At 68.3% G+C, this 18,790-nt stretch carries 17 protein-coding genes and 1 riboswitch; of the genes, 9 read left to right on the top strand and 8 right to left on the bottom strand.

The window, feature by feature from the left end:
• Window positions 1-318: 318 nt before the first annotated feature.
• Both QH470_RS27955 and QH470_RS27950 read right to left on the bottom strand, forming a co-directional pair.
• Entirely contained in the window at window positions 319-1,611 is a 1,293-nt protein-coding gene (locus QH470_RS27955; protein WP_187683520.1) for an acyl-CoA dehydrogenase family protein, read from the bottom strand.
• 2 nt (window positions 1,612-1,613) lie between these two features.
• The gene (locus QH470_RS27950) at window positions 1,614-2,252 is read right to left on the bottom strand and encodes a TetR/AcrR family transcriptional regulator (RefSeq protein WP_280275341.1); all 639 of its coding nucleotides are present in this window, start codon (window positions 2,250-2,252) and stop codon (window positions 1,614-1,616) included.
• A 167-nt stretch (window positions 2,253-2,419) separates the two neighbouring features.
• Here QH470_RS27950 and QH470_RS27945 point away from each other — a divergent pair, with 167 nt between their 5' ends.
• Both QH470_RS27945 and QH470_RS27940 read left to right on the top strand, forming a co-directional pair.
• Window positions 2,420-4,603, top strand: coding sequence for a malate synthase G (locus tag QH470_RS27945; RefSeq protein WP_280275339.1), 2,184 nt, complete (start codon window positions 2,420-2,422; stop codon window positions 4,601-4,603).
• A gap of 142 nt (window positions 4,604-4,745) precedes the next feature.
• A complete protein-coding gene (locus QH470_RS27940; protein WP_280275338.1) occupies window positions 4,746-5,825 on the top strand; it encodes a DUF4185 domain-containing protein in 1,080 nt (359 codons plus the stop codon).
• 9 nt (window positions 5,826-5,834) lie between these two features.
• Here QH470_RS27940 and QH470_RS27935 read toward each other — a convergent pair whose 3' ends face one another.
• Window positions 5,835-7,244 (bottom strand): lipase family protein, encoded by a 1,410-nt coding sequence (locus QH470_RS27935; protein ID WP_280275337.1) that lies wholly within the window; start codon window positions 7,242-7,244, stop codon window positions 5,835-5,837.
• A 190-nt stretch (window positions 7,245-7,434) separates the two neighbouring features.
• On the opposite strand from QH470_RS27935, the gene QH470_RS27930 reads away from it, so the two are divergent.
• Window positions 7,435-8,205, top strand: coding sequence for an NAD(P)H-dependent oxidoreductase (locus QH470_RS27930; RefSeq protein ID WP_342228471.1), 771 nt, complete (start codon window positions 7,435-7,437; stop codon window positions 8,203-8,205).
• 102 nt (window positions 8,206-8,307) lie between these two features.
• Here the strand turns inward: QH470_RS27930 and QH470_RS27925 are convergent, their stop codons facing one another.
• Complete coding sequence (locus QH470_RS27925) at window positions 8,308-8,547, bottom strand: hypothetical protein (protein ID WP_280275336.1); 240 nt, start codon at window positions 8,545-8,547, stop codon at window positions 8,308-8,310.
• Between the two features lie 201 nt (window positions 8,548-8,748).
• On the opposite strand from QH470_RS27925, the gene bla reads away from it, so the two are divergent.
• From bla to QH470_RS27895, 6 genes are all read left to right on the top strand, one after another.
• Window positions 8,749-9,654, top strand: coding sequence for a class A beta-lactamase (gene bla, locus QH470_RS27920; RefSeq protein ID WP_280275335.1), 906 nt, complete (start codon window positions 8,749-8,751; stop codon window positions 9,652-9,654).
• A 408-nt stretch (window positions 9,655-10,062) separates the two neighbouring features.
• The gene (locus QH470_RS27915) at window positions 10,063-10,275 is read left to right on the top strand and encodes a VOC family protein (protein WP_280275334.1); all 213 of its coding nucleotides are present in this window, start codon (window positions 10,063-10,065) and stop codon (window positions 10,273-10,275) included.
• Window positions 10,276-10,662: 387 nt separating this feature from the next.
• Window positions 10,663-11,208 (top strand): HNH endonuclease, encoded by a 546-nt coding sequence (locus QH470_RS27910; protein ID WP_280275333.1) that lies wholly within the window; start codon window positions 10,663-10,665, stop codon window positions 11,206-11,208.
• 25 nt (window positions 11,209-11,233) lie between these two features.
• Window positions 11,234-11,494: a WhiB family transcriptional regulator gene (locus QH470_RS27905; RefSeq protein WP_280275332.1), complete on the top strand. Its 261-nt coding sequence runs from the start codon at window positions 11,234-11,236 to the stop codon at window positions 11,492-11,494.
• 280 nt (window positions 11,495-11,774) lie between these two features.
• On the top strand, window positions 11,775-13,415 hold the full coding sequence (locus tag QH470_RS27900; protein WP_280275331.1) for a substrate-binding domain-containing protein: 1,641 nt from the start codon (window positions 11,775-11,777) through the stop codon (window positions 13,413-13,415).
• 54 nt (window positions 13,416-13,469) lie between these two features.
• Window positions 13,470-13,754 (top strand): GIY-YIG nuclease family protein, encoded by a 285-nt coding sequence (locus QH470_RS27895; protein WP_280275330.1) that lies wholly within the window; start codon window positions 13,470-13,472, stop codon window positions 13,752-13,754.
• Window positions 13,755-13,759: 5 nt separating this feature from the next.
• Here QH470_RS27895 and gcvP read toward each other — a convergent pair whose 3' ends face one another.
• The 4 genes from gcvP to QH470_RS27875 form a co-directional block, all read right to left on the bottom strand.
• A complete protein-coding gene (gcvP, locus tag QH470_RS27890; protein WP_280275329.1) occupies window positions 13,760-16,576 on the bottom strand; it encodes an aminomethyl-transferring glycine dehydrogenase in 2,817 nt (938 codons plus the stop codon).
• A gap of 182 nt (window positions 16,577-16,758) precedes the next feature.
• Window positions 16,759-16,853, bottom strand: a riboswitch (glycine riboswitch).
• 69 nt (window positions 16,854-16,922) lie between these two features.
• A complete protein-coding gene (locus tag QH470_RS27885; protein WP_280275328.1) occupies window positions 16,923-17,513 on the bottom strand; it encodes a MerR family transcriptional regulator in 591 nt (196 codons plus the stop codon).
• A gap of 176 nt (window positions 17,514-17,689) precedes the next feature.
• Window positions 17,690-18,163 (bottom strand): bifunctional nuclease family protein, encoded by a 474-nt coding sequence (locus tag QH470_RS27880; protein WP_280275327.1) that lies wholly within the window; start codon window positions 18,161-18,163, stop codon window positions 17,690-17,692.
• A gap of 78 nt (window positions 18,164-18,241) precedes the next feature.
• Window positions 18,242-18,790, bottom strand: a 549-nt coding sequence (locus tag QH470_RS27875; RefSeq protein WP_425302795.1) for a MerR family transcriptional regulator, incomplete at its 5' end; no start/stop codon positions are given.

The raw sequence follows: 18,790 nt of genomic DNA, 5'->3' as shown, positions 1-18,790 counted from the left end.
CCCCCCACGACAGCGGTGGGGCGTTCGGGTCCGGTTCCGGCGACGGGGACCGGGCGAGCCCAGGAGGCTATGCGCCTCGAGGGGTTACAGGGGCGGAAAGCCGGCGGAGCCGGTGGCGACCCAGTTCCAGAACGCGTACGCGTGTGCGATGAGCACATTGACGACGTCGATAGCGGTACTGCCCATTGTTATCGCGATTCCTCACATCAGGTGACTTGCACTTGCGCCGCCCAGGGTAGTGGAACCGCTCGCCGGGCAGCGGGGGTGACGCGAATACGCCAACCCCCCGCATCGTTCGGGGAGAAAAACCGGACGGTCTCAGAGGTTGCCGACGGTGTGTTCCAGTTTGCGAGCCACCAGGTCACGAGCCTGCTCACGCAGCGCCGGGCGGTAGCCACTCGGGTATACGGGATCGGCGGGGGCGTACTGGCCGAGGACCTGCTTGGCGAGGGTGATCTTGTGGACCTCGGTTGGCCCGTCGGCGATCGCCATCACCTCGGCGTAGTTCATCATGTCGACGAAGGGCAGGTCCTCGCTGACGCCCAGGGCGCCGTGCAGGTGCAGGGCGCGGCGGGCGACATCGTGCATCACCTTGGGCATCGCGACCTTGATGGCGGCGATGTCCTTGCGGACCGCGCGGTAGTCCTGTTCCTTGTCGATGCGCCAGGCGGTACGCAGCACCAGCAGGCGGAACTGCTCCATCTCGATCCAGCTGTCGGCGATGCGCTCCTGGGTCATCTGCTTGCCGCCGAGCACGCCCTTGCCCATCGGTCGCGACACCGCGCGCTCGCACATCATGTCGAAAGCCTTGCGCACCATGGCGACCGTGCGCATGGCGTGGTGCACGCGCCCGCCGCCGAGCCGGGTCTGGGCCACCACGAAGCCGAGGCCCTCGGCGCCGAGCAGATGATCGGCGGGCACCCGGACGTCGGTGAACCGCAGATGCCCCTCGTGCTTGCTGAAGCCGTGCACCTCGAAGTTCTTCACGATCTCCAGCCCCGGGGTGCCGCCGGGCACGATGAACATCGACAGCCGCTGATGCGGCGGCGCCTCGGGATCGGTCACCACCATGACGATATGGAACGCGGCGTGCTCGGCGGCGGTGTTGAACCACTTCTCGCCGTTGATGACCCAGTGGTCGCCGTCGCGCACCGCGCGGGCCCGGAACGAGGTCGGGTCCGAACCGCCGGTGGGCTCGGTCATCACGTAGCAGGAGCCGATCTCACCGTCGAGCAGCGGCTGGAGATACCGCTCCTTCTGCTCCGGCGTGCCGAAGTGGGCGAGAATTTCCGCATTACCGGAATCCGGCGCCTGACAACCGAAGACGAGCGGGGCCCACATCGACGTGCCCAGCACCTCGTTCAGCAACGCCAATTTGAGCTGTCCGTAGCCGGGCCCGCCCAGTTCGGGCCCGAGGTGGCAGGCCCACAGCCCGCGCTCCTTGACCTGTTCCTGCAGTGGCCGCAGCAGCGCCCGGACCTGCGGGTCGGCGCGATCGTACGGGTTGAGATCGGGCAGCAGGTCGAGCGGTTCCACCTCGGTGCGGACGAATTCCGCGACCCAGTCGAGCTGCTCCTGATATTCCGGGTCGGTCTCGAAATCCCAAGCCATGATCAGCCTTTCGTGCGTGTGATTCCCTCGAGGACGGTGATGGCGAGGATGTCGGCGATCCGGTCCGGCGAGTGCCCGCCGTGCGGGCGGTACCAGAACGTCACCGTGTTCAACATCCCGAGCACGCCGTTGGTGACGACATGGTCGGCGGTGCGCAGTGCGCCCGCCGCGTGCCCGGCGTCGATCACCCGCTGCCAGCACTGCTGCACCTGGTCGCGCAGAAGTTGGAGATCGTCGGCGCGCTCGCCGGTGAGCGCGGCGACATCGCGCAGCTGGATGGCGACCTCGCGCCGGTGCGCGACGATGAGCCGGACGTGACTGTGGATCAGCTCACGCAGCTTGGCGACCGGCTCGGCGGGCCCGTCGGCGATGGCGCGGGCCTCGGTGAGCATTCGCTCGATGTAGTCGCGCAGAATCTGGAACAGCAGCTCCTCCTTGGAGCCGATGTGGTAGTAGAGCGCCCCGCGCTGCACATCGGCACGATCACCGATCTCGGCGACGCCGGTGCCGTGAAAACCCTTCTCCGCGAACAACTCGATGGCCGACGCCACGATGCGTGCGCGCGTCTGCGCCGCCGCCGTCGCGGGCGGGCGTCCGCGCCGGCGCACCACGGCGACCTTGGCCGTCGACGACCGCTCCATCGCAGGCACCGCCCTTGCTCTCGCCATGAAATGTTCCGCTCAGTACATTAAATGCGCCGGCCGTTACGATCAAGGCTCGAGCATGGTGGGCTGCGGCGGCGCGATTACCGCCGAGTAACATGACAGTCGTACTTTTTCGATCCGGCTATCTCGAAATGAGGCAGTAGATGACAAAGCGGATTCAGGTCGGCGGGCTTCAGGTTGCGAGTGTTCTCCACGACTTCGTCGAGAATCAGGCGCTCCCCGGCACCGGCGTAGATTCCGCCGCGTTCTGGGCCGGTGCCGAGGGCGTCATCAACGATCTGGCCCCACGCAACCGCGCCCTGCTGGCCGAGCGCGACGAGATCCAGGGCAAGCTCGACGCCTGGCATGCCGAGAACCCGGGCGCCGGCTACGACAAGGCCGCCTACAAGCAGTTCCTCACCGAGATCGGTTACCTGCGCCCCGCGCCCGCCGACTTCGCGATCGGCACGCAGAACGTCGACGACGAGATCGCCACCACCGCCGGCCCGCAGCTGGTGGTGCCGGTCATGAACGCGCGCTTCGCGATCAACGCCGCCAACGCCCGCTGGGGTTCGCTCTACGACGCCCTCTACGGCACCGACGCCATCTCCGAGGCCAACGGCGCGGAGAAGGGCACGAGCTACAACAAGGTCCGCGGGGACAAGGTCATCGAGTGGGCCCGCAACTTCCTCGACGACGCGGTGCCGCTGATCACCGGCTCGCACGTGGGCTCGAAAGCCTACAAGATCGTCGACGGCGAACTCGAGGTCACTCTGGAGGACGGCACCGACATCGGCCTGGCCGACGCCTCCGCGCTGGTCGGCTACCTCGGCGAGCCCGACGCGCCGAGCTCGGTGCTGCTGAAGCACAACGGCCTGCACATCGATATCCAGATCGACCCGGAATCCCCGATCGGCAAGACCGACGACGCGGGCGTCAAGGACGTGGTCCTGGAGTCCGCGGTCACCACGATCATGGACTTCGAGGACTCGGTGGCCGCCGTGGACGCCGAGGACAAGGTGCTCGGCTACCACAACTGGCTCGGCCTGATGAAGGGCGACCTGGCCGAAGAGGTCAGCAAGGGCGGCAAGACCTTCACCCGCACGATGAGCCCCGATCGCGTGTACAAGGCGCTCGACGGCTCCGACCTGGTGCTGCACGGCCGCTCGCTGCTGTTCGTCCGCAATGTCGGCCACCTGATGACCAGCGACGCCATCCTCGACAAGGACGGCAACGAGGTGCCCGAGGGCATTCTCGACGGCCTGTTCACCTCGCTCATCGCGGTCCACAGCCTGCGCGGCAAGGCCCGGGTGTCCAACTCCCGCACCGGTTCGGTCTACATCGTGAAGCCGAAGATGCACGGACCCGACGAGGTGGCCTTCACCAACGAGCTGTTCGGCCGCGTCGAGGACGTGCTGGGCCTGCCCCGCAACACCCTCAAGGTCGGCATCATGGACGAGGAGCGCCGCACCACGGTCAACCTGAAGGCCTGCATCGACGCCGCCCGTGACCGCGTGGTGTTCATCAACACCGGCTTCCTGGACCGCACCGGCGACGAGATCCACACCTCCATGGAGGCCGGGCCGATGGTCCGCAAGGCCGATATGAAGAAGCAGCAGTGGATCGCCTCCTACGAGGACTGGAACGTCGACACCGGCCTGGCCACCGGCCTGCAGCACAAGGCGCAGATCGGCAAGGGCATGTGGGCGATGCCCGATCTGATGCGCGACATGCTCGAGCAGAAGATCGGCCACCCGCGCGCCGGCGCCACCACCGCCTGGGTGCCCTCGCCGACCGCGGCCACCCTGCACGCCACCCACTACCACCTGGTGGACGTGTTCAAGCGGCAGGACGAGATCGCCCGCGGCGGCATCCGCGCCACCGTCGACCAGATCCTGGAGATCCCGCTCGCGGCGGACCCGAACTGGTCGGACGAGGAGATCCGCAACGAGCTGGACAACAACTCGCAGTCCATCCTCGGCTACGTGGTGCGCTGGATCGATCACGGCGTCGGCTGCTCCAAGGTGCCCGACATCAACGATGTGGCGCTCATGGAAGACCGTGCGACCCTGCGCATCTCGAGTCAGCTGATGGCGAACTGGCTGCGGCACGGCGTCGTCACGACCGAGCAGATCGTGGAAAGCCTGGAGCGGATGGCGCCCGTGGTGGACCGGCAGAACGCCGGTGACCCGGGCTACCGGCCGATGGCGCCGGACTTCAACGGCAGCGTCGCGTTCCAGGCCGCCAAGGAGCTGATCCTGGAAGGCGCCCGCCAGCCCAACGGCTACACCGAGCCGATCCTGCACCGCCGCCGCCGCGAGGCCAAGGCACTGGCCGCCAAGAACTGATCCGGCGGCGCTGGGCCACAACCCGATCCGCGGCAATCCCCTGGCAGACGTTGACCTGCCAGGGGATTTCGCGTCTTGTCCGGTGGGTACCCCGGGATGCGATCCTCGACAGAGGCATCCGGCAGCAGGGAGGAAATCCACCATGCCCCAACGGGGGACCATGCTCTGTGACAATGCGGGCGACTCGGCGAGCCGGTTCGGGCTGGCCTCCGGCGACCTCGGCATTCCGTATCGGCGCCACGACGGCGGCTGGGGGTACGTCTTCGGCGACGTGTTCGACGGTCCGGGCGCGTCGGGCACCCACATCGGTTCGCCGGTCGTGTTGTACCAGGACGCATTCGACAGCAGCGGCGCGACCGCCATCGAATTCACCGCGGCGCAGGCGGGCCCGCGCTGCGCGCAGTCGTTCGACTATCAGCACAACGCGGACAACGGTTTCGGCGTCACCGAGGTCACCCGCATTCCCAACGACGCCATCGCCCTGACGGTGGACGGGCAGGAGCGGCTGTTCATCCAATACACCTCGGTGCACCGGTGGATTCCGCCCGACAGCCCGAACGACGGCTCGGCGCTGGGTGGCATCGCCTACTCCGACGACCACGGTGCGAGCTGGAAGGATTTCGAGCAGCACTGGAACGGGGACGCGCTCGGCAGCAACGGGTCGCTGTATACGATGTGGAGCTTCGCCGGGGTGGATCCCGACGGTCACCTCTACTGTTTCTCCAAGGCCTGGAACGGAAGTCACCATTTCGCCGCCGACGGCGGGCGGATCCAGCTGTTCCGGTTCGACCCGCGCGACTTCTATCACGGCGCGTTCGACCGGCAGGAGAACTGGGCATTCACCCGCGACCGCTGGGGCTGGACCCGCGACGCCGCGCCCAGCTCGATCTTCGCCCCCGGCAATAACATCGGGGAGTTCAGCGTCAAGCTCATCGGCGGCATGTACTGCATGTCGTACTTCGACGCGAGCGACTACAGCATCCGCACCCGCACGGCGCCACGGCCCGACGCGGTGTGGTCGGAACCCAAAACGCAAGTGGCGGGCAAGAATACGTGGCCCGCGGGACACTGGGGCAAGCCGCGGCTGCCCAACCTCTACGGCGGCTACATCCATCCCGGCAGCGCGTCACCGGACTCGCTGACGCTGCTCCTGAGCCGGTGGGACGGCACGCCGGGGCACCGTCCCTACACCGTCACGCAGTGGGACGGCATCCGGCCCTGACCGTGCCGGTCAGCACTCGTTCGGTGCGGGTTCGCCGCGCAGTCGCGCGTCGAGCCAGCCGATCAGCAAGGGCCAGCCCGTGTCGCCCGCGAGGAAATGTTCGCCCGGCACGCTGCGATAGATTCCCGCCACGCCCAGGGCGCACTGCTGCCGGAACAGCTGTTCGGCACCGGCCGCGGGGATCCAGATGTCGTGCGCGCCGTTGTAGACCAGCAGGGGCACAGCGGATTTCAGGTCCGCCATATCGGTCGCGCGGAATACCTGCTCGGCCACCGGGCCGTGCAGCGGATCCGGGGTGTTCGCCGCGATGTCGATCGGCGCCAGCAGCGCGCCGGGTGCGGCGATCAGGTTCATGCAGGTGTTCTTCAACGGCGAGATGGTCACCTGCTGCGCGAGGTTGTTCATGGAGGTGAGAATCTCCGGGTGCTCACGCCCGATACCGAACACGGCGGCCATGAACACGCCCGAGGCCAGGTTGGCGTTCATGGTCCGGGCGAGCATGCGGAAGTCGGCGGGCACGCCGCCCACTGCCGCGCCGGTGATCGACCCCGCCAGATCGGGTGCGTAGGAGTCGATCAGCGCGGCGGCGGCCCGGGTCGCGATCGCACCGCCGGAGTAGCCGGCCATCACATAGTGGCTGTCGCCGAGTTCGGCGGGGAGCAGTGTTCGCGCGGCGCGCACCGAGTCGAGCACCGCGTGCCCGGCGACGAACGGCTCGGCGTAGGCCATGTGCGGACCCTCGTGGTCGGGGATCAGCACCGCGTACCCGCGCACCAGCGCCAGCTGGCTCAGCGGCGGGAAGAAGTCGGCGGAGTTGGTGGTGTCCGAATAGCCGTGTGCCAGCGTGTATCCGGGTGTGCACCGGCGGCCCAGACCGTCGACGGCGAGATTGTTCACCAGCACCGGGCGGGCCCCCGGGCCGGTCCACGGCGCGGCCGGGAGCACCAGGGAGGCGGTGGCGAAGGACGGTTCGCCGCGTGAATCGCTGGTGCGGTATTTCACCTGCAGCACCTGGCGCGGCGGCGACGCGAGCGGCAGCGTCAGCAAGGGGGCCGCGGCCGGGGTGATGTCCCTGGTCTCGACGACGTCACCGGGTGTCATGGCCGCGAGGTGCGCCGGCCACGCGTCGAACAGCGGATCGCCGACGTCGTCGGGCAGCACCGCCGACCGGAGCGCCGCGGTCGTGATCGCCGGGGTCGAGGCGTCGGCGGATTCGACCGCCGGGGTCGGCGCCGCCGGAATCTCCGGGCGGGGCACGACCGAGTCGATCCACTGTTGCAGGTCGGGTATCGACAAGCTGGGCGGTAGCGAGATCGCCCCGGGCACAGGAGGATTCGGGTCGGGCGGGTCGGCCCGCGCGACCAGCGCCGGCGCCCCGGCGAGCAGTAACACCGCAACCAAGACACGCCAAGCCCACATGGGCACACCCCACGATCGACAAGTAGAAGCACCGGACCGACGGCCGAGTCGTGCGCCAACCCCGAGACACCCACCGCGGCTTAGAGTTCCGTAGTGTAGTAGCACAATTGCGCCAGGGGTCTCATTGTTACCCATCACTGGGGAGAATATTTCGATCTGTCACTTCGGAATACTTCGATATGACAGTGCGTTGCCCGCGGGTGTGAACATCCTGATCGTCTACGCGCACCCGAAACCGGACTCCCTCACCGGAGCCCTGAAGGACATTGCGGTGCAACAGCTCCGGTCCGATGGGCACGATGTCGCGGTCAGCGACCTCTATGCCATGGGCTGGAAGGCACACGCCGACACCGACGACTTCGGTGAGGTCGAGGAGACCAACTTCATGCTCGCCTCGGGCGAGGCGTACGACACCGGGTCCCTCGGTGCCGACATCCGTGCCGAGCAGGAGAAACTCCTGTGGGCCGACGCCGTGCTACTGCACTTCCCGCTGTGGTGGTTCTCCATGCCCGCCATCCTCAAAGGCTGGGTGGATCGCGTGTTCACCTGCGGTTTCGCCTACGGCGCCGGCGGGACGGCCATCCCCCGCTACGGCGCGGGCGTACTCAGCGGGAAGCGCGCCATGCTGGTCGTCTCGATCGGCGGCCGCGAACCCTCCTACTCCGACCGAGGCATCAACGGCCGCCTCGACGACCTCCTGTACCCCATCAACCACGGCATCCTCTACTACCCCGGCATGGACGTCCTCCCACCGTTCCCCGTCTACGGCACCCTCCGCCTGGACGACCACCGCTTCGAGGAAGTCGCCGACAACCTGCGCGAACGCCTCTCACAACTGGACAAACTCGACCCCATCCCCTACCGCCCCCAGTCCGGCGGCGACTACGACCGCACCCTGCGCCTGGAACCCGGCCGAGAATCCCCCGGCACAACCGGCTTCGACCTACACATCGCCGGCTGAACGCACCGTTCAGCCGGCGATGGTGGTGCTTTGTCGTTCGAGGCTGTGCCGCACTGCGCTCACCCGGCACGCGCCCACCGGGGCATACGCCCCGGTCTGCCGTTATCGCCAGTCGCAGCGCGTGATGTGCTCGCCCGGGCTCAGCTGGCGCTTCGCGTTCGCCAAGGCTTTCTCCTTGGCCTCCCCCGTCGTAGCGGCGGACGCGTGTCCGTTCACACGGCTGGAGCCGCCGGATGCGGTCTTGGTTTCGCAAGAGACGATCGCACCGGCTTGGGCCGAGGCGATTCCCGTCGTGGCGGTCCCCATCGCGACGGCGAAGACCGCGACCGCTAGCGACCTCATGACAAATGACATAGATTTCCCTCCCCAATGACGGGTCATCGTTCACCACGACTGACGCGGAACGATGATCCATTAGTTTCAGCCCCGCGACACTAGCAGGTCGATCGCCGGTCGCGAAGTTCCGATCTGTCCGAATTACACCCACGACCGGGTCTCGAGTGCGAGGGCGGCGGGGTTGTCGAGTACAAGGTAGGGATGGCGATGAGCAAGTTCGGGGCGGGGGTGGCGGCGGTCGTGACCGTCGCGGGCCTGGTGTCGGGGTGTGGCTCGACGGAACCGGCGCGTCCGGCCGGTTCCCCGGGCACGGCAAAGTCTTCGGCTCCGGCCGATGCCGCGTTCGCGACGCTGGAGGATCGGCATACTGCTCGCCTGGGCGTGTACGCGGTCGACGTCGCCAGCGGGCGGGAGGTCGGGTACCGGCGTGATGAGCGGTTCGGCATGGCATCGACGTTCAAGGGGCTGGCCTGTGGCGCGCTGCTCCGCGAACATCCGCTCGGCTCAGGCTATTTCGATCAGGTCGTGCATTACTCCGCCGACGAGATCGTCGAGTACTCACCGGTCACCGAAATCCGCGTAGACACCGGTATGACCGTCTCGGAGCTGTGCCACGCGGCGATCACGGTCAGCGACAACACCGCCGGTAACCAGATCCTGAAGCTCCTCGGCGGCCCACCCGCACTGACGGCGTTCCTGCGTTCGATCGGCGACCCGATCACCCGCTCCGACCGCTGGGAACCGGAACTGAACGACGTCTCCCCCGGTGACGAGCGCGACACCACCACCCCCGCCGCATTGGCCGCCGACTACCGAAACCTGGTGCTGGGCAACACACTCCCCGAACCCGAACGCGCCCGGCTGAAGGAGTGGCTACTCGCCAACACCACCGGCGACACCCGCATCCGCGCCGGCGTCCCCACCGGCTGGACCGTCGCCGACAAGACCGGCGGCGGCAGCAACGGCGGCGCCAACGACGTAGCGATCACCTGGACCTCCCAGGGCGACCCTCTCGTAATCGCCCTCCTCTCCCACCAACGCGCCCCGGAAGCCAAAGCCGACAACGCCCTACTCGCCGAAGCAACCCGGGAAGTCGTCTCCGCAGTGCGATAACCCGGTTTGGCGAGCTTGGCGACGAGAGTCTGGTCGGCCTGGGTAAAGGGGATGCCGGTGGTGGTGTTCGGCTCAGGCTCGCGCAAGGCTCGCCGCGGGCGGTGACGATGGCGTGACGATGACCACCCCGTTCCCCGGGAATGTGCCCCAGCCACCCCTTCGTTACAAAACGTGCGGCCCGATGACGCGGAAGTGTTACGCGATCGAGTCCCGCCGCATACCTCCCGCCAGGCAGCACCAGACCACCTCGCCGCAGCGAAAGCTGTTGCGCTGGAATATGTCTCGTGACCAACCGCCCACGGGGAGCGTGTATACCGGCGGTGACGGCACCCGTAACGACGCCGACCCCCGCCGCGACGACTCCTTGTCACCGGTGAAATACCGGAACCGACCCCGGGGGAAGACCTCATGACTCAGCCCGAACGACATCTCCACACGATCCGCCCCGACGCGGCATCGGCCCACGTCCGAGACCTCACGGTACGGGCCACCCGCGCGGGATACCGCCTGGTGCGCGCGCCCCGCTCGCCCTACGAATGGCGGCTGCTGGACGTCAGCGACGGCGCGATCCTGCACGCCGTCGCCCGGCTCGACGAGATCGAGCACTGGTTGGACACCTGACGGCAGACCGCCTGTCCTCCAACGTATCGACCATCACGCCGACGTCGCGCCCGTACCGGAACAAACACGGCCGGGCATTCGTTGACCGCACATGTCACCACGGCCGGGCATTCGTTGACCAACGCGTCGCCGTGACCGGAAAAATGACCCGACAGCGGCGGTAACGCTGTGTCACCATGAGGACGATGATCAAGCGGCCCACCGGGGTCGCGACATTCGACGAACACCAGGAAGGAGGAGGTGGCCGATGCATCCGGACGATATCCCGGCGATGAACAGCTTTGCCCTACAGCGGCTTTCGCACGAACCCGGCCGCCTCCCGAGCCAGGCCTGAACCTGCCCTCCCCCGATTCGTAGCCCGATTCCTGCCGAAACCTGGTGACGCTCATGCTGTTCCGCCGTGCCGCCGACGCGGCTCCCACGCCCGACAACTGGATACACGCCGGGGTCCTGGTGCTCAACGCCTCCTACGAGGCGCTCACCGACATCAGCGCCGACCGGGCGGTGGTACTGCTCATCACCGGCACGGCCGAAACCGTCGCCGACCGCGAGCCCTACTTCCCCATCCGGTCCCGGCACCTGGAAATCGCACTGCCGCAGACGATTCGGCTGCTGCGCTACGTCTACCTGGAACACCGGATGCTGGTGCACGACGACAGCCGGGCCACCCTCGCCGGTGTGCTGCGGCGCGACGACCACCGCTGCGGTTACTGCGCCGGCTGGGCTCGCACCGTCGACCACATCCGGCCCCGCAGCCGAGGCGGTCCGAACACGTGGAGCAACCTGATCGCCGCGTGCGGGCCGTGCAACACGCGCAAGGCGGACCGCACACCGGAAGAGGCCGGTATGCGGCTGCTGTGGGAGCCCAAGGCGCCCAACGACATGGCCAAACGACAACGGCGGATCTGGAAGGACCTGACCGCCACCGCCTGAAACCCGAGAAAGGAGGGGATCCGATATGACGAACGCAGTGCAGGAATTCACCCTGGTGGATCTGCTCCCGCTCTCGGATTCGCAGAGCTGGGAGGAGGCCGCCTGCAAGGGTGACCCGAATCACGACGCGTGGTTCCCGTACCCGTCGCAGGACTTCGACTACGCACGCAGCGTCTGCGCCGCCTGCCCGATCCGGCGGCAGTGCGCCGAGTTCGCCGCCACCACCAGTCAGTCCGGTGTGTGGGGCGGCCACGAGTACGACCGTGGACGCATGATCCGCGAATAACTCACCGCCGGCCCGGTGCGGCCGAGGCGAACACCTCGGCCGCCCCGCTGTCATGCCTGCTCCCGGCACGTTTCGGCGGCCGTCGTCCCGGCCCGGATCCCTACTCCGTTCCGGCCGAGCGCTTTCCGGTGAGACGGTACGAGGCAGGCCGGTCCGTTTGCGGCGCGAATGCCGACAGCTGCCCGGACAGCGGACACCTACGGGCCTCGGCGGCAAACTTCGCGTGAACATACACTGGTGCACCGTGGGTACACATCGCAGCGCCAGCGGATCGCGGGGCGTGAGTAAGGGTCTCGTTGTGTCGGTGGTGGCGGCGCTACTGGCGGTGGCCGCGGTGGGTGGCTGGTTCTGGCTGCGGGGACACTCCGCCTCCTCGGATCGCAGCGCCGCCGGAGAGTGCGTCGAGGGCCAGACCACGCTGGCGGTCACCGTCGATCCCGACATCGCCGCGCCGGTGCGGGCCGCGGCCGACCGCTACAACGCGACCAAGCCCAACGTGCGCGATCACTGCGCCGCCGTCGCCGTCGCCGTGCAGCCGTCCGCGGCGGTGGCCGCGACCTTCGGCAGCGGGCAGTGGGATGCGAAGCTGGGGCCGCGGCCGGCGCTGTGGATTCCCGACTCGTCGCGGTCGATCGAGCAGATCAGGGTGCCCGGGCTGATGGAAGGCGCACCGGCCTCGGTGGCGTCCAGCCCCATCGTGCTGGCCGTGCCCGACCGGCTGCGGCAGGCGCTGGAACAGGCCAAGACCGGCTGGTCGGATCTGCCTCGGCTGCAACAGGGTTCGCTCGGGGAGATCGGGCTGAACGGCTGGGGCGGGTTGCGCATGGCGATGCCGGGCGGCGACGCCACGCTCGCCGCCGCCCTCGCGGTCGGGTCGAACGTGTCGGGCGCGGACCCGCTCAACGACGAGGGCGCCCGGTCCGGACAGGTGATCTCGGCGATCTCCGTCCTCGCCGCCGACGCGCCCCGATCCGACGACGCCACCGGCGCGCTCGCCAGCCTCGTCGGCGCGCCCGGAGACGCCGCGGACACCATCCACGCCACCGCAGTTACCGAGCAGCAACTGAAGCAGTCGGGCGGGGCGACCGAGTTCCGGCCCGACGGCGCGAAGACGCCGGTGGCCGATTTTCCCGCCGCGCTGCTGACCGGCCCATGGGTGGACAAGACGCAGAACCTGCTCGCCGGCATGTTCACCGACTACCTGCGCGCCCCCGAACAGCAGAAGTTGTTCGCGGACAACGGTTTCGACGCCGCCCTGCCCACGGCCACCCCGGTCCCGCCCAAGTCGACGCTGGACCAGGTGAAATCCGTGCTCGCCAATCCGGTGCTCGGCGTGCAGTCGACCGTGCTGCTGGACACCTCGGCCGCCATGGGCGCCACCGACGGCTCGCTCACCCGCCTCGCGAACACCCTGGGCGCGCTGCAGTCGACGATGGACACCATGCCGCCGGACTTCGGTCTCGGCGTCTGGACCTACGCCGGGGACGAGGGCGACGGCAACCCGTACGAGGTGCTCTCCGAGACCGGGCCGCTGACCCAGCAGCACCGCGTCGAGCTGGCCAAGTCGCTCGGCAACGTCACCGCCACCACCAGCCGCACCGACCGCACCTACCCGACCCTGGAGGCCGCCTACCGCAGCGCCGTCTCCGGTCACGCGGCCGGTCGCACCAACAGCATCCTGCTGATCACCGGCGGTCCCAACGACGACTCGACCATCACCGGCGACAAGCTGATCTCCGACATCACCGCCGCCACCGACCCGGCCCACCCGGTCCGCATCGACATCATCGTGGTCGGCGGCCAGGGCACCCCCACCCTGCAGACCTTGGCGCAGAAGACCGGCGGCACCTACACCCGCCTGGCAGGCTCCAACGACCTGGCCTTCGGCACCGCCGTCATGAAGGCGCTCACCACCCCCTGACTTGTCGGTGGCTCGTGCCATGCTCTCCGGGTGGGGAGGAGGAGAGCATGGCATGTGCCACCGTGTGTATACATCATGGCCAGCGAACCGCGCGGGGTGCTCTATATCGGGGCCACGAGCAATCTCGTGGGCAGGGTGTGGCAACACCGCAACGACGTGGTGGAGAGTTTCACCAAGCGACACGGCATCCACACCCTCGTCTGGTACCAGCACGCCGAGAGCCTGGCCGCCGTCTACCTGCACGAGCGCAAGCTCAAGACCTGGCGGCGCGAACGCAAGATTCGCCTGATAGAGGCCACCAATCCCGAATGGGCAGACCTCTCTCCAACGCTGCTGTAGTCCGTTCAGTCCGTGTAGGCGTCCAGGGGCGGGCAGGAGCAGACCAGGTTGCGGTCGCCGTAGGCGCCATCGATGCGGCGGACGGCGGGCCAGATCTTGGGCCGGGGGTGTGTCAGGCCCTGCGGGAAGACGGCGGTTTCGCGGGAGTACGGATGGGGCCATTCGCCGACGAGGGAGGCGGTGGTGTGCGGGGCGCCGCGCAGCGGGCTGTGCTCGACCGGCCAGTCGCCCGCGGCGACCTGATCGATCTCGCCCTTGATGGCGACCATGGCGTCGATGAAAGCGTCCAGCTCCTCGAGGTTTTCACTTTCGGTAGGCTCCACCATGAGCGTGCCCGCGACCGGGAAGCTCATCGTCGGGGCGTGGAAACCGTAGTCCGCCAAGCGCTTCGCCACATCGTCCACCGTGACGCCGGTGCGCTTGGTGATCTCCCGCAGGTCGAGAATGCACTCGTGCGCCACGGTGCCGTCCGCGCCGGTGTACAGCACCGGATAGTACGAATCCAGCCGCCGCGCAATGTAATTGGCGGAGGCGATGGCGGTGAGGGTGGCCTGCCGCAGCCCGTCGGCGCCCATCATGCGGATGTAGGCCCAGGTGATCGGCAGGATCGAGGCCGAACCGTAGCGCGACGCCGAGACCGCGTGCGAGCCCGGCTCCAGCGGATCGCCGGGCAGATACTGCGCCAGATGCTCGCGCACCGCCACCGGCCCCACGCCGGGGCCACCGCCGCCGTGCGGGATGCAGAACGTCTTGTGCAGATTCAGGTGCGACACGTCGCCACCGAACCGGCCCGGACGGGCAAGTCCCACCAGGGCATTCAGGTTCGCGCCGTCGACGTACACCTGTCCCCCGGCGTCGTGCACCAGCGCGCACAGCTCGGCCACCTCGTGCTCGTACACGCCGTGGGTGGACGGGTAGGTGATCATGATGCAGGCCAGCCGGTCGGCGTGGTCGGCGATCTTGGCGCGCAGGTCGTCGAGGTCGACATCGCCGTTCTCGCGGCACTTCACCACCTCGACCCGCAGCCCGGCCATGGCCGCCGAGGCGGCATTGGTGCCGTGCGCGCTGGAGGGGATCAGGCACGTATCCCGGTGTGTGTCACCACGATCCAGGTGATAGCGGCGGATGGCGAGCAGTCCGGCGTACTCCCCCTGGCTGCCGGCGTTGGGCTGCAGGCTGACCCGGTCGTAGCCGGTGAGGGCCGCGAGCCAGGACTCCAGGTCCTCGATCACCCGCAGCAGGCCCGGCACGTCCTCCACCGGGGCGTAGGGGTGCAGGCGGGAGAATCCCGGCCAGGTGATGGGTTCCATCTCCGCGGTGGCGTTGAGCTTCATGGTGCACGAACCGAGCGGAATCATGCTGCGGTCCAACGCGATATCCTTGTCGGACAGCTGCCGCAGGTAACGCAGCATGGCGGTCTCGGTGTGGTACCGGGTGAACGCCGGATGGGTCAGATACCGCGAGGTACGCGTCTCGATCGAGGGCAGGCCCGGCGCATCCGGCTCCACGGGACCGCTGCCGAAGGAGTCGAGCACGATCGCGACGTGCGCCTCGGTGGTCGCCTCGTCGCACGCCACCGCGACATGGTCGCCGTCGACCAGGCGCAGGTTCACCCCGCGCCCCTTGGCCTTGGCCACCACGGCCTCCGCCCCGCCGGGCACGTGCACCAGCACGGTGTCGAAGAACTGTTCGTGCACAACGGCTTCGCCGAGCCCGGCCGCCAGTTGCTCGGCGTGCCGGTGCACGCGCCGCGCGATCGCGCGCAGCCCGTCGGCGCCGTGATAACTGGCGTACATCGCCGCCACGATCGCCAGCAGCACCTGTGCGGTGCAGATGTTGGAGGTCGCCTTCTCGCGGCGGATGTGCTGTTCGCGAGTCTGCAACGCCAGCCGATAGGCGAGGTGGCCGTCGGCGTCCTTGGACACCCCGACCAACCGCCCCGGCAGCTGCCGGGCATGCGCCGAACGCACGGCGAGATAACCGGCGTGCGGGCCGCCGAATCCGAGCGGCACACCGAAACGCTGTGTGGTGCCGAAACATACGTCGGCGCCCTGTTCGCCCGGCGGCGTGATCAATGTCATGGCCAGCAGGTCGGCGCCCGCGGCCACCAGCGCGCCGCGGTCGTGCGCCGCGGCGATCAGATCGGTCCAGTCGGTGATGCGGCCGGAGGCGCCGGGCACCTGCACCAGAACGCCGAAGAAGTCCCCCTCGGGCAGCGCGCCCCCGGCCAGCTCCGCCTCGACGATCTCGATGCCGAGCGGCTCGGCGCGCGTCTGCAGCACCGTGCGGGTCTGCGGGAAGAGATCGGCGTCGATCAGCAGCCGGGCCGACTTGCTGGTCCGATTGGCACGCCGCAGCAGCGTCATCGCCTCCGCGGCCGCCGTCGCCTCGTCCAGCATGGAGGCGTTGGCCACCTCCATGCCGGTCAGGTCCGCCACCATGGTCTGGAAGTTCAGCAGCGCCTCCAGCCGGCCCTGGCTGATCTCCGGCTGGTACGGCGTGTAGGCGGTGTACCAGGCCGGGTTCTCCAGCAGATTCCGCACCAGCACCGGCGGGGTCAGCGTGTCGTAGTAGCCCAGGCCGATCATGGACGCGGCCACGGTGTTCGAGTGCGCGAGCGCCGCGAGCTCGTCGAGCACCTCGTGCTCGGACGCGGCCGCGGGCAGCACGCACAGTCCGTTGCCGGCCGGGGCGTCGAGAATGCTCGCAGGGACGGCGAGAGCCGCCAAGCCGTCCAGAGATTCGATGCCGATGGTCTCGAGGATCCGTGTAATAGCGTCGGCGTCGGGGCCGATATGACGGTCGGCGAAGGAACGAGTCACGGCAGAGCTCCCAGGGGTCGGGCGGAGGTCGACGGCGTCGTCGACGACTTCGGGCCCTCCCCCTCTGTCGTGGCGCCTGAGAGATTCAGGGTCCGGCGGCGTGCGGGCACGACGCGTGGACGCCCTTTCCCCATGGGCGGGTGGCCTGCATTGTGTGCAGCCACCTCTTTCCAGAGGCGTCGATGGTCCGTGCGGTCCCTGATGCCTGAGAGATTGACGGGGAGGTGCTGCTCCTTCGGCGCCCGGGACGGACCCGGGACTCTCCCGCACGGCGGCGACGCACTCGCCAGTTTATGCGGTACCGGATGTCCGGTGTGTTACCGACCCGGACACACGACCTGGACCACTACCCCGTCTTGCGGTTCATCCGCGCCTTGCGGCGGTAGGCCAGCTCGTCCTCCGGACGGTCGCTGGCGGTGCTGACCTCGGCACGCTCGGCCGGGAAGTTGGCGATCGCGCCCGTCAGCTCGCGCATGGCGCCGCTGACTGCAATACCGAACACGCCCTGCCCGCCCTGCAGTAAATCGACGACCTCTTCCGGGGAGGTGCACTCGTAGACGCTGGTGCCGTCGGAGAACAGGGTGATGCCCGCCAGATCCTCGACCCCGCGGCTGCGCAGGTGGTCGACGGCGATGCGGATGTTCTGCAACGAGATACCGGCGTCCAGCAGGCGCTTGACGATCTTGAGGACCAGGATGTCCTTGAAGGAGTAGAGCCGCTGACTCCCGGAGCCGGTGGCGCTGCGAATCGAGGGCACGACCAGGCCGGTGCGGGCCCAATAATCCAACTGGCGGTAGGTGATACCCGCCACCTGGCATGCGCTCGGAACCCGGTAACCCACCAGATCGTCGGGCACCGAGTCGTCGGGGAACAGTCCTGGCTGCACCGCCGCGGTGGGCCGCGCATCAGATCCAGTCTGCTGTGGTTCGTCTCCCACTGACTACTCCCTCACTGCTTCCGCCGGTGCGAACAACGGCCTAACTGTCGAGGCTACTCTCTCGATTGTCCCGGCAGCAGCGGCACCGGACCAAGCTTCGCGTGCGGCGTGTTTCTCGACCTCTACCTGAGGGTTAAATCACATCGATGACCGGGGCGATATGCACCTTTCGGTGTTCAGCTGTCGGTGGCCTTGAAATCGTCCGGCGAGACCGACTCGAGGAACTCCTTGAACTTCTCCACCTCGTCCTCGCGCTCGTCGGGCATCACCAGCCCGGCCTCCTCCAGCACCGGCTCCTCGGCATAGATCGGGCAACCCACGCGCAACGCGATCGCGACCGAATCCGACGGCCGGGCCGAGATGCGCAGGTCGTTCTCGAAGACCAGATCGGCATAGAACGTCCCCTCCTGCAGATCCACGATCCGGACCTCCTTGAGGGTGTGCCCGAGATCGTGGATGAGGATCTTGATCAGGTCGTGGGTCAGCGGGCGGATGGGCGTGACGCCCTCCTGCTCCAAGACGATCGCCGTCGCCTCCGCCTGCCCGATCCAGATCGGTAGATACCGGTCACCGTCCACCTCGCGGAGCAGCAGCACGGGCTGGTTCTGGGGCTGCTCGACACGGATGCCGATCACACGCATTTCACTCATCGCACTGCCTCCCATGCTCGCCGACCCTCCCCACGGGCACGATGGGGTCGGCCGTATCACCGAGTCTAGGCGAAGAATTCAGCTACCGAGTGCGGCGCGCACCGCAGTCTTCACGAGGCTGGTGTGCAGCGTCAGCGACAGCGCCGCCAGCTCTCGTACCGTCTCCTCCGCGCGGGCGCGCGCGTCGGCGTCGCGCCCCTTGGCGATCGGCGCGGCGATCTGGGCGACCATCGCCGCCTCCCGATCGGCCGCCAATTTGAACGCGCGCAGATGCCGCGCCTCCAAGCCGAATTCGCTGAGCGCCTTGGCGGTACGCGCCAGCGTGACCGCTTCGGTGTCGAAGAAACCGGCCGCACCCGGAGTGATCAGATTGGCGCGGATCAGTTCGGCGAGGAATTTCTCATCGATACCGGCCTGCTGAAGCAGATCGGTTCGGGTCATGCGGATTTCGTGGTCGAACCGCAGCTCTTCGGGCGACACCTCACCGGGAACCACACCGAGCCTCCGGGGCGGGGTCAGATTGGATGTGGGTGCGGGGCCCCGGCCCCCCCCCCCCCGCCCCCCCCCCCCCCGCCCGCGGCCGCCCCCCCGCCGGGGGGGGGGCCCCGCCCCCGCCGGCGCCGGCCC

The organism is Nocardia wallacei, from assembly GCF_029868745.1.
GTDB classification, from domain to species: domain Bacteria; phylum Actinomycetota; class Actinomycetes; order Mycobacteriales; family Mycobacteriaceae; genus Nocardia; species Nocardia wallacei_B.
The sequence above is the reverse complement of the archived record's forward strand: the minus strand, read 5'-3'. Positions and strand labels throughout refer to the sequence as shown.

Bases quoted from the DNA above. Each gene is read 5' to 3' on its own strand.
- QH470_RS27940 (WP_280275338.1), top strand. From the start codon at position 4,746: ATGCCCCAACGGGGGACCATGCTCTGTGACAATGCGGGCGACTCGGCG.
- bla (WP_280275335.1), top strand. From the start codon at position 8,749: ATGAGCAAGTTCGGGGCGGGGGTGGCGGCGGTCGTGACCGTCGCGGGC.
- QH470_RS27955 (WP_187683520.1), bottom strand. From the start codon at position 1,611: ATGGCTTGGGATTTCGAGACCGACCCGGAATATCAGGAGCAGCTCGAC.
- QH470_RS27945 (WP_280275339.1), top strand. From the start codon at position 2,420: ATGACAAAGCGGATTCAGGTCGGCGGGCTTCAGGTTGCGAGTGTTCTC.
- QH470_RS27925 (WP_280275336.1), bottom strand. From the start codon at position 8,547: ATGAGGTCGCTAGCGGTCGCGGTCTTCGCCGTCGCGATGGGGACCGCC.
- QH470_RS27880 (WP_280275327.1), bottom strand. From the start codon at position 18,163: ATGAGTGAAATGCGTGTGATCGGCATCCGTGTCGAGCAGCCCCAGAAC.
- QH470_RS27950 (WP_280275341.1), bottom strand. From the start codon at position 2,252: ATGGAGCGGTCGTCGACGGCCAAGGTCGCCGTGGTGCGCCGGCGCGGA.
- QH470_RS27910 (WP_280275333.1), top strand. From the start codon at position 10,663: ATGCTGTTCCGCCGTGCCGCCGACGCGGCTCCCACGCCCGACAACTGG.
- QH470_RS27915 (WP_280275334.1), top strand. From the start codon at position 10,063: ATGACTCAGCCCGAACGACATCTCCACACGATCCGCCCCGACGCGGCA.
- QH470_RS27935 (WP_280275337.1), bottom strand. From the start codon at position 7,244: ATGTGGGCTTGGCGTGTCTTGGTTGCGGTGTTACTGCTCGCCGGGGCG.
- QH470_RS27905 (WP_280275332.1), top strand. From the start codon at position 11,234: ATGACGAACGCAGTGCAGGAATTCACCCTGGTGGATCTGCTCCCGCTC.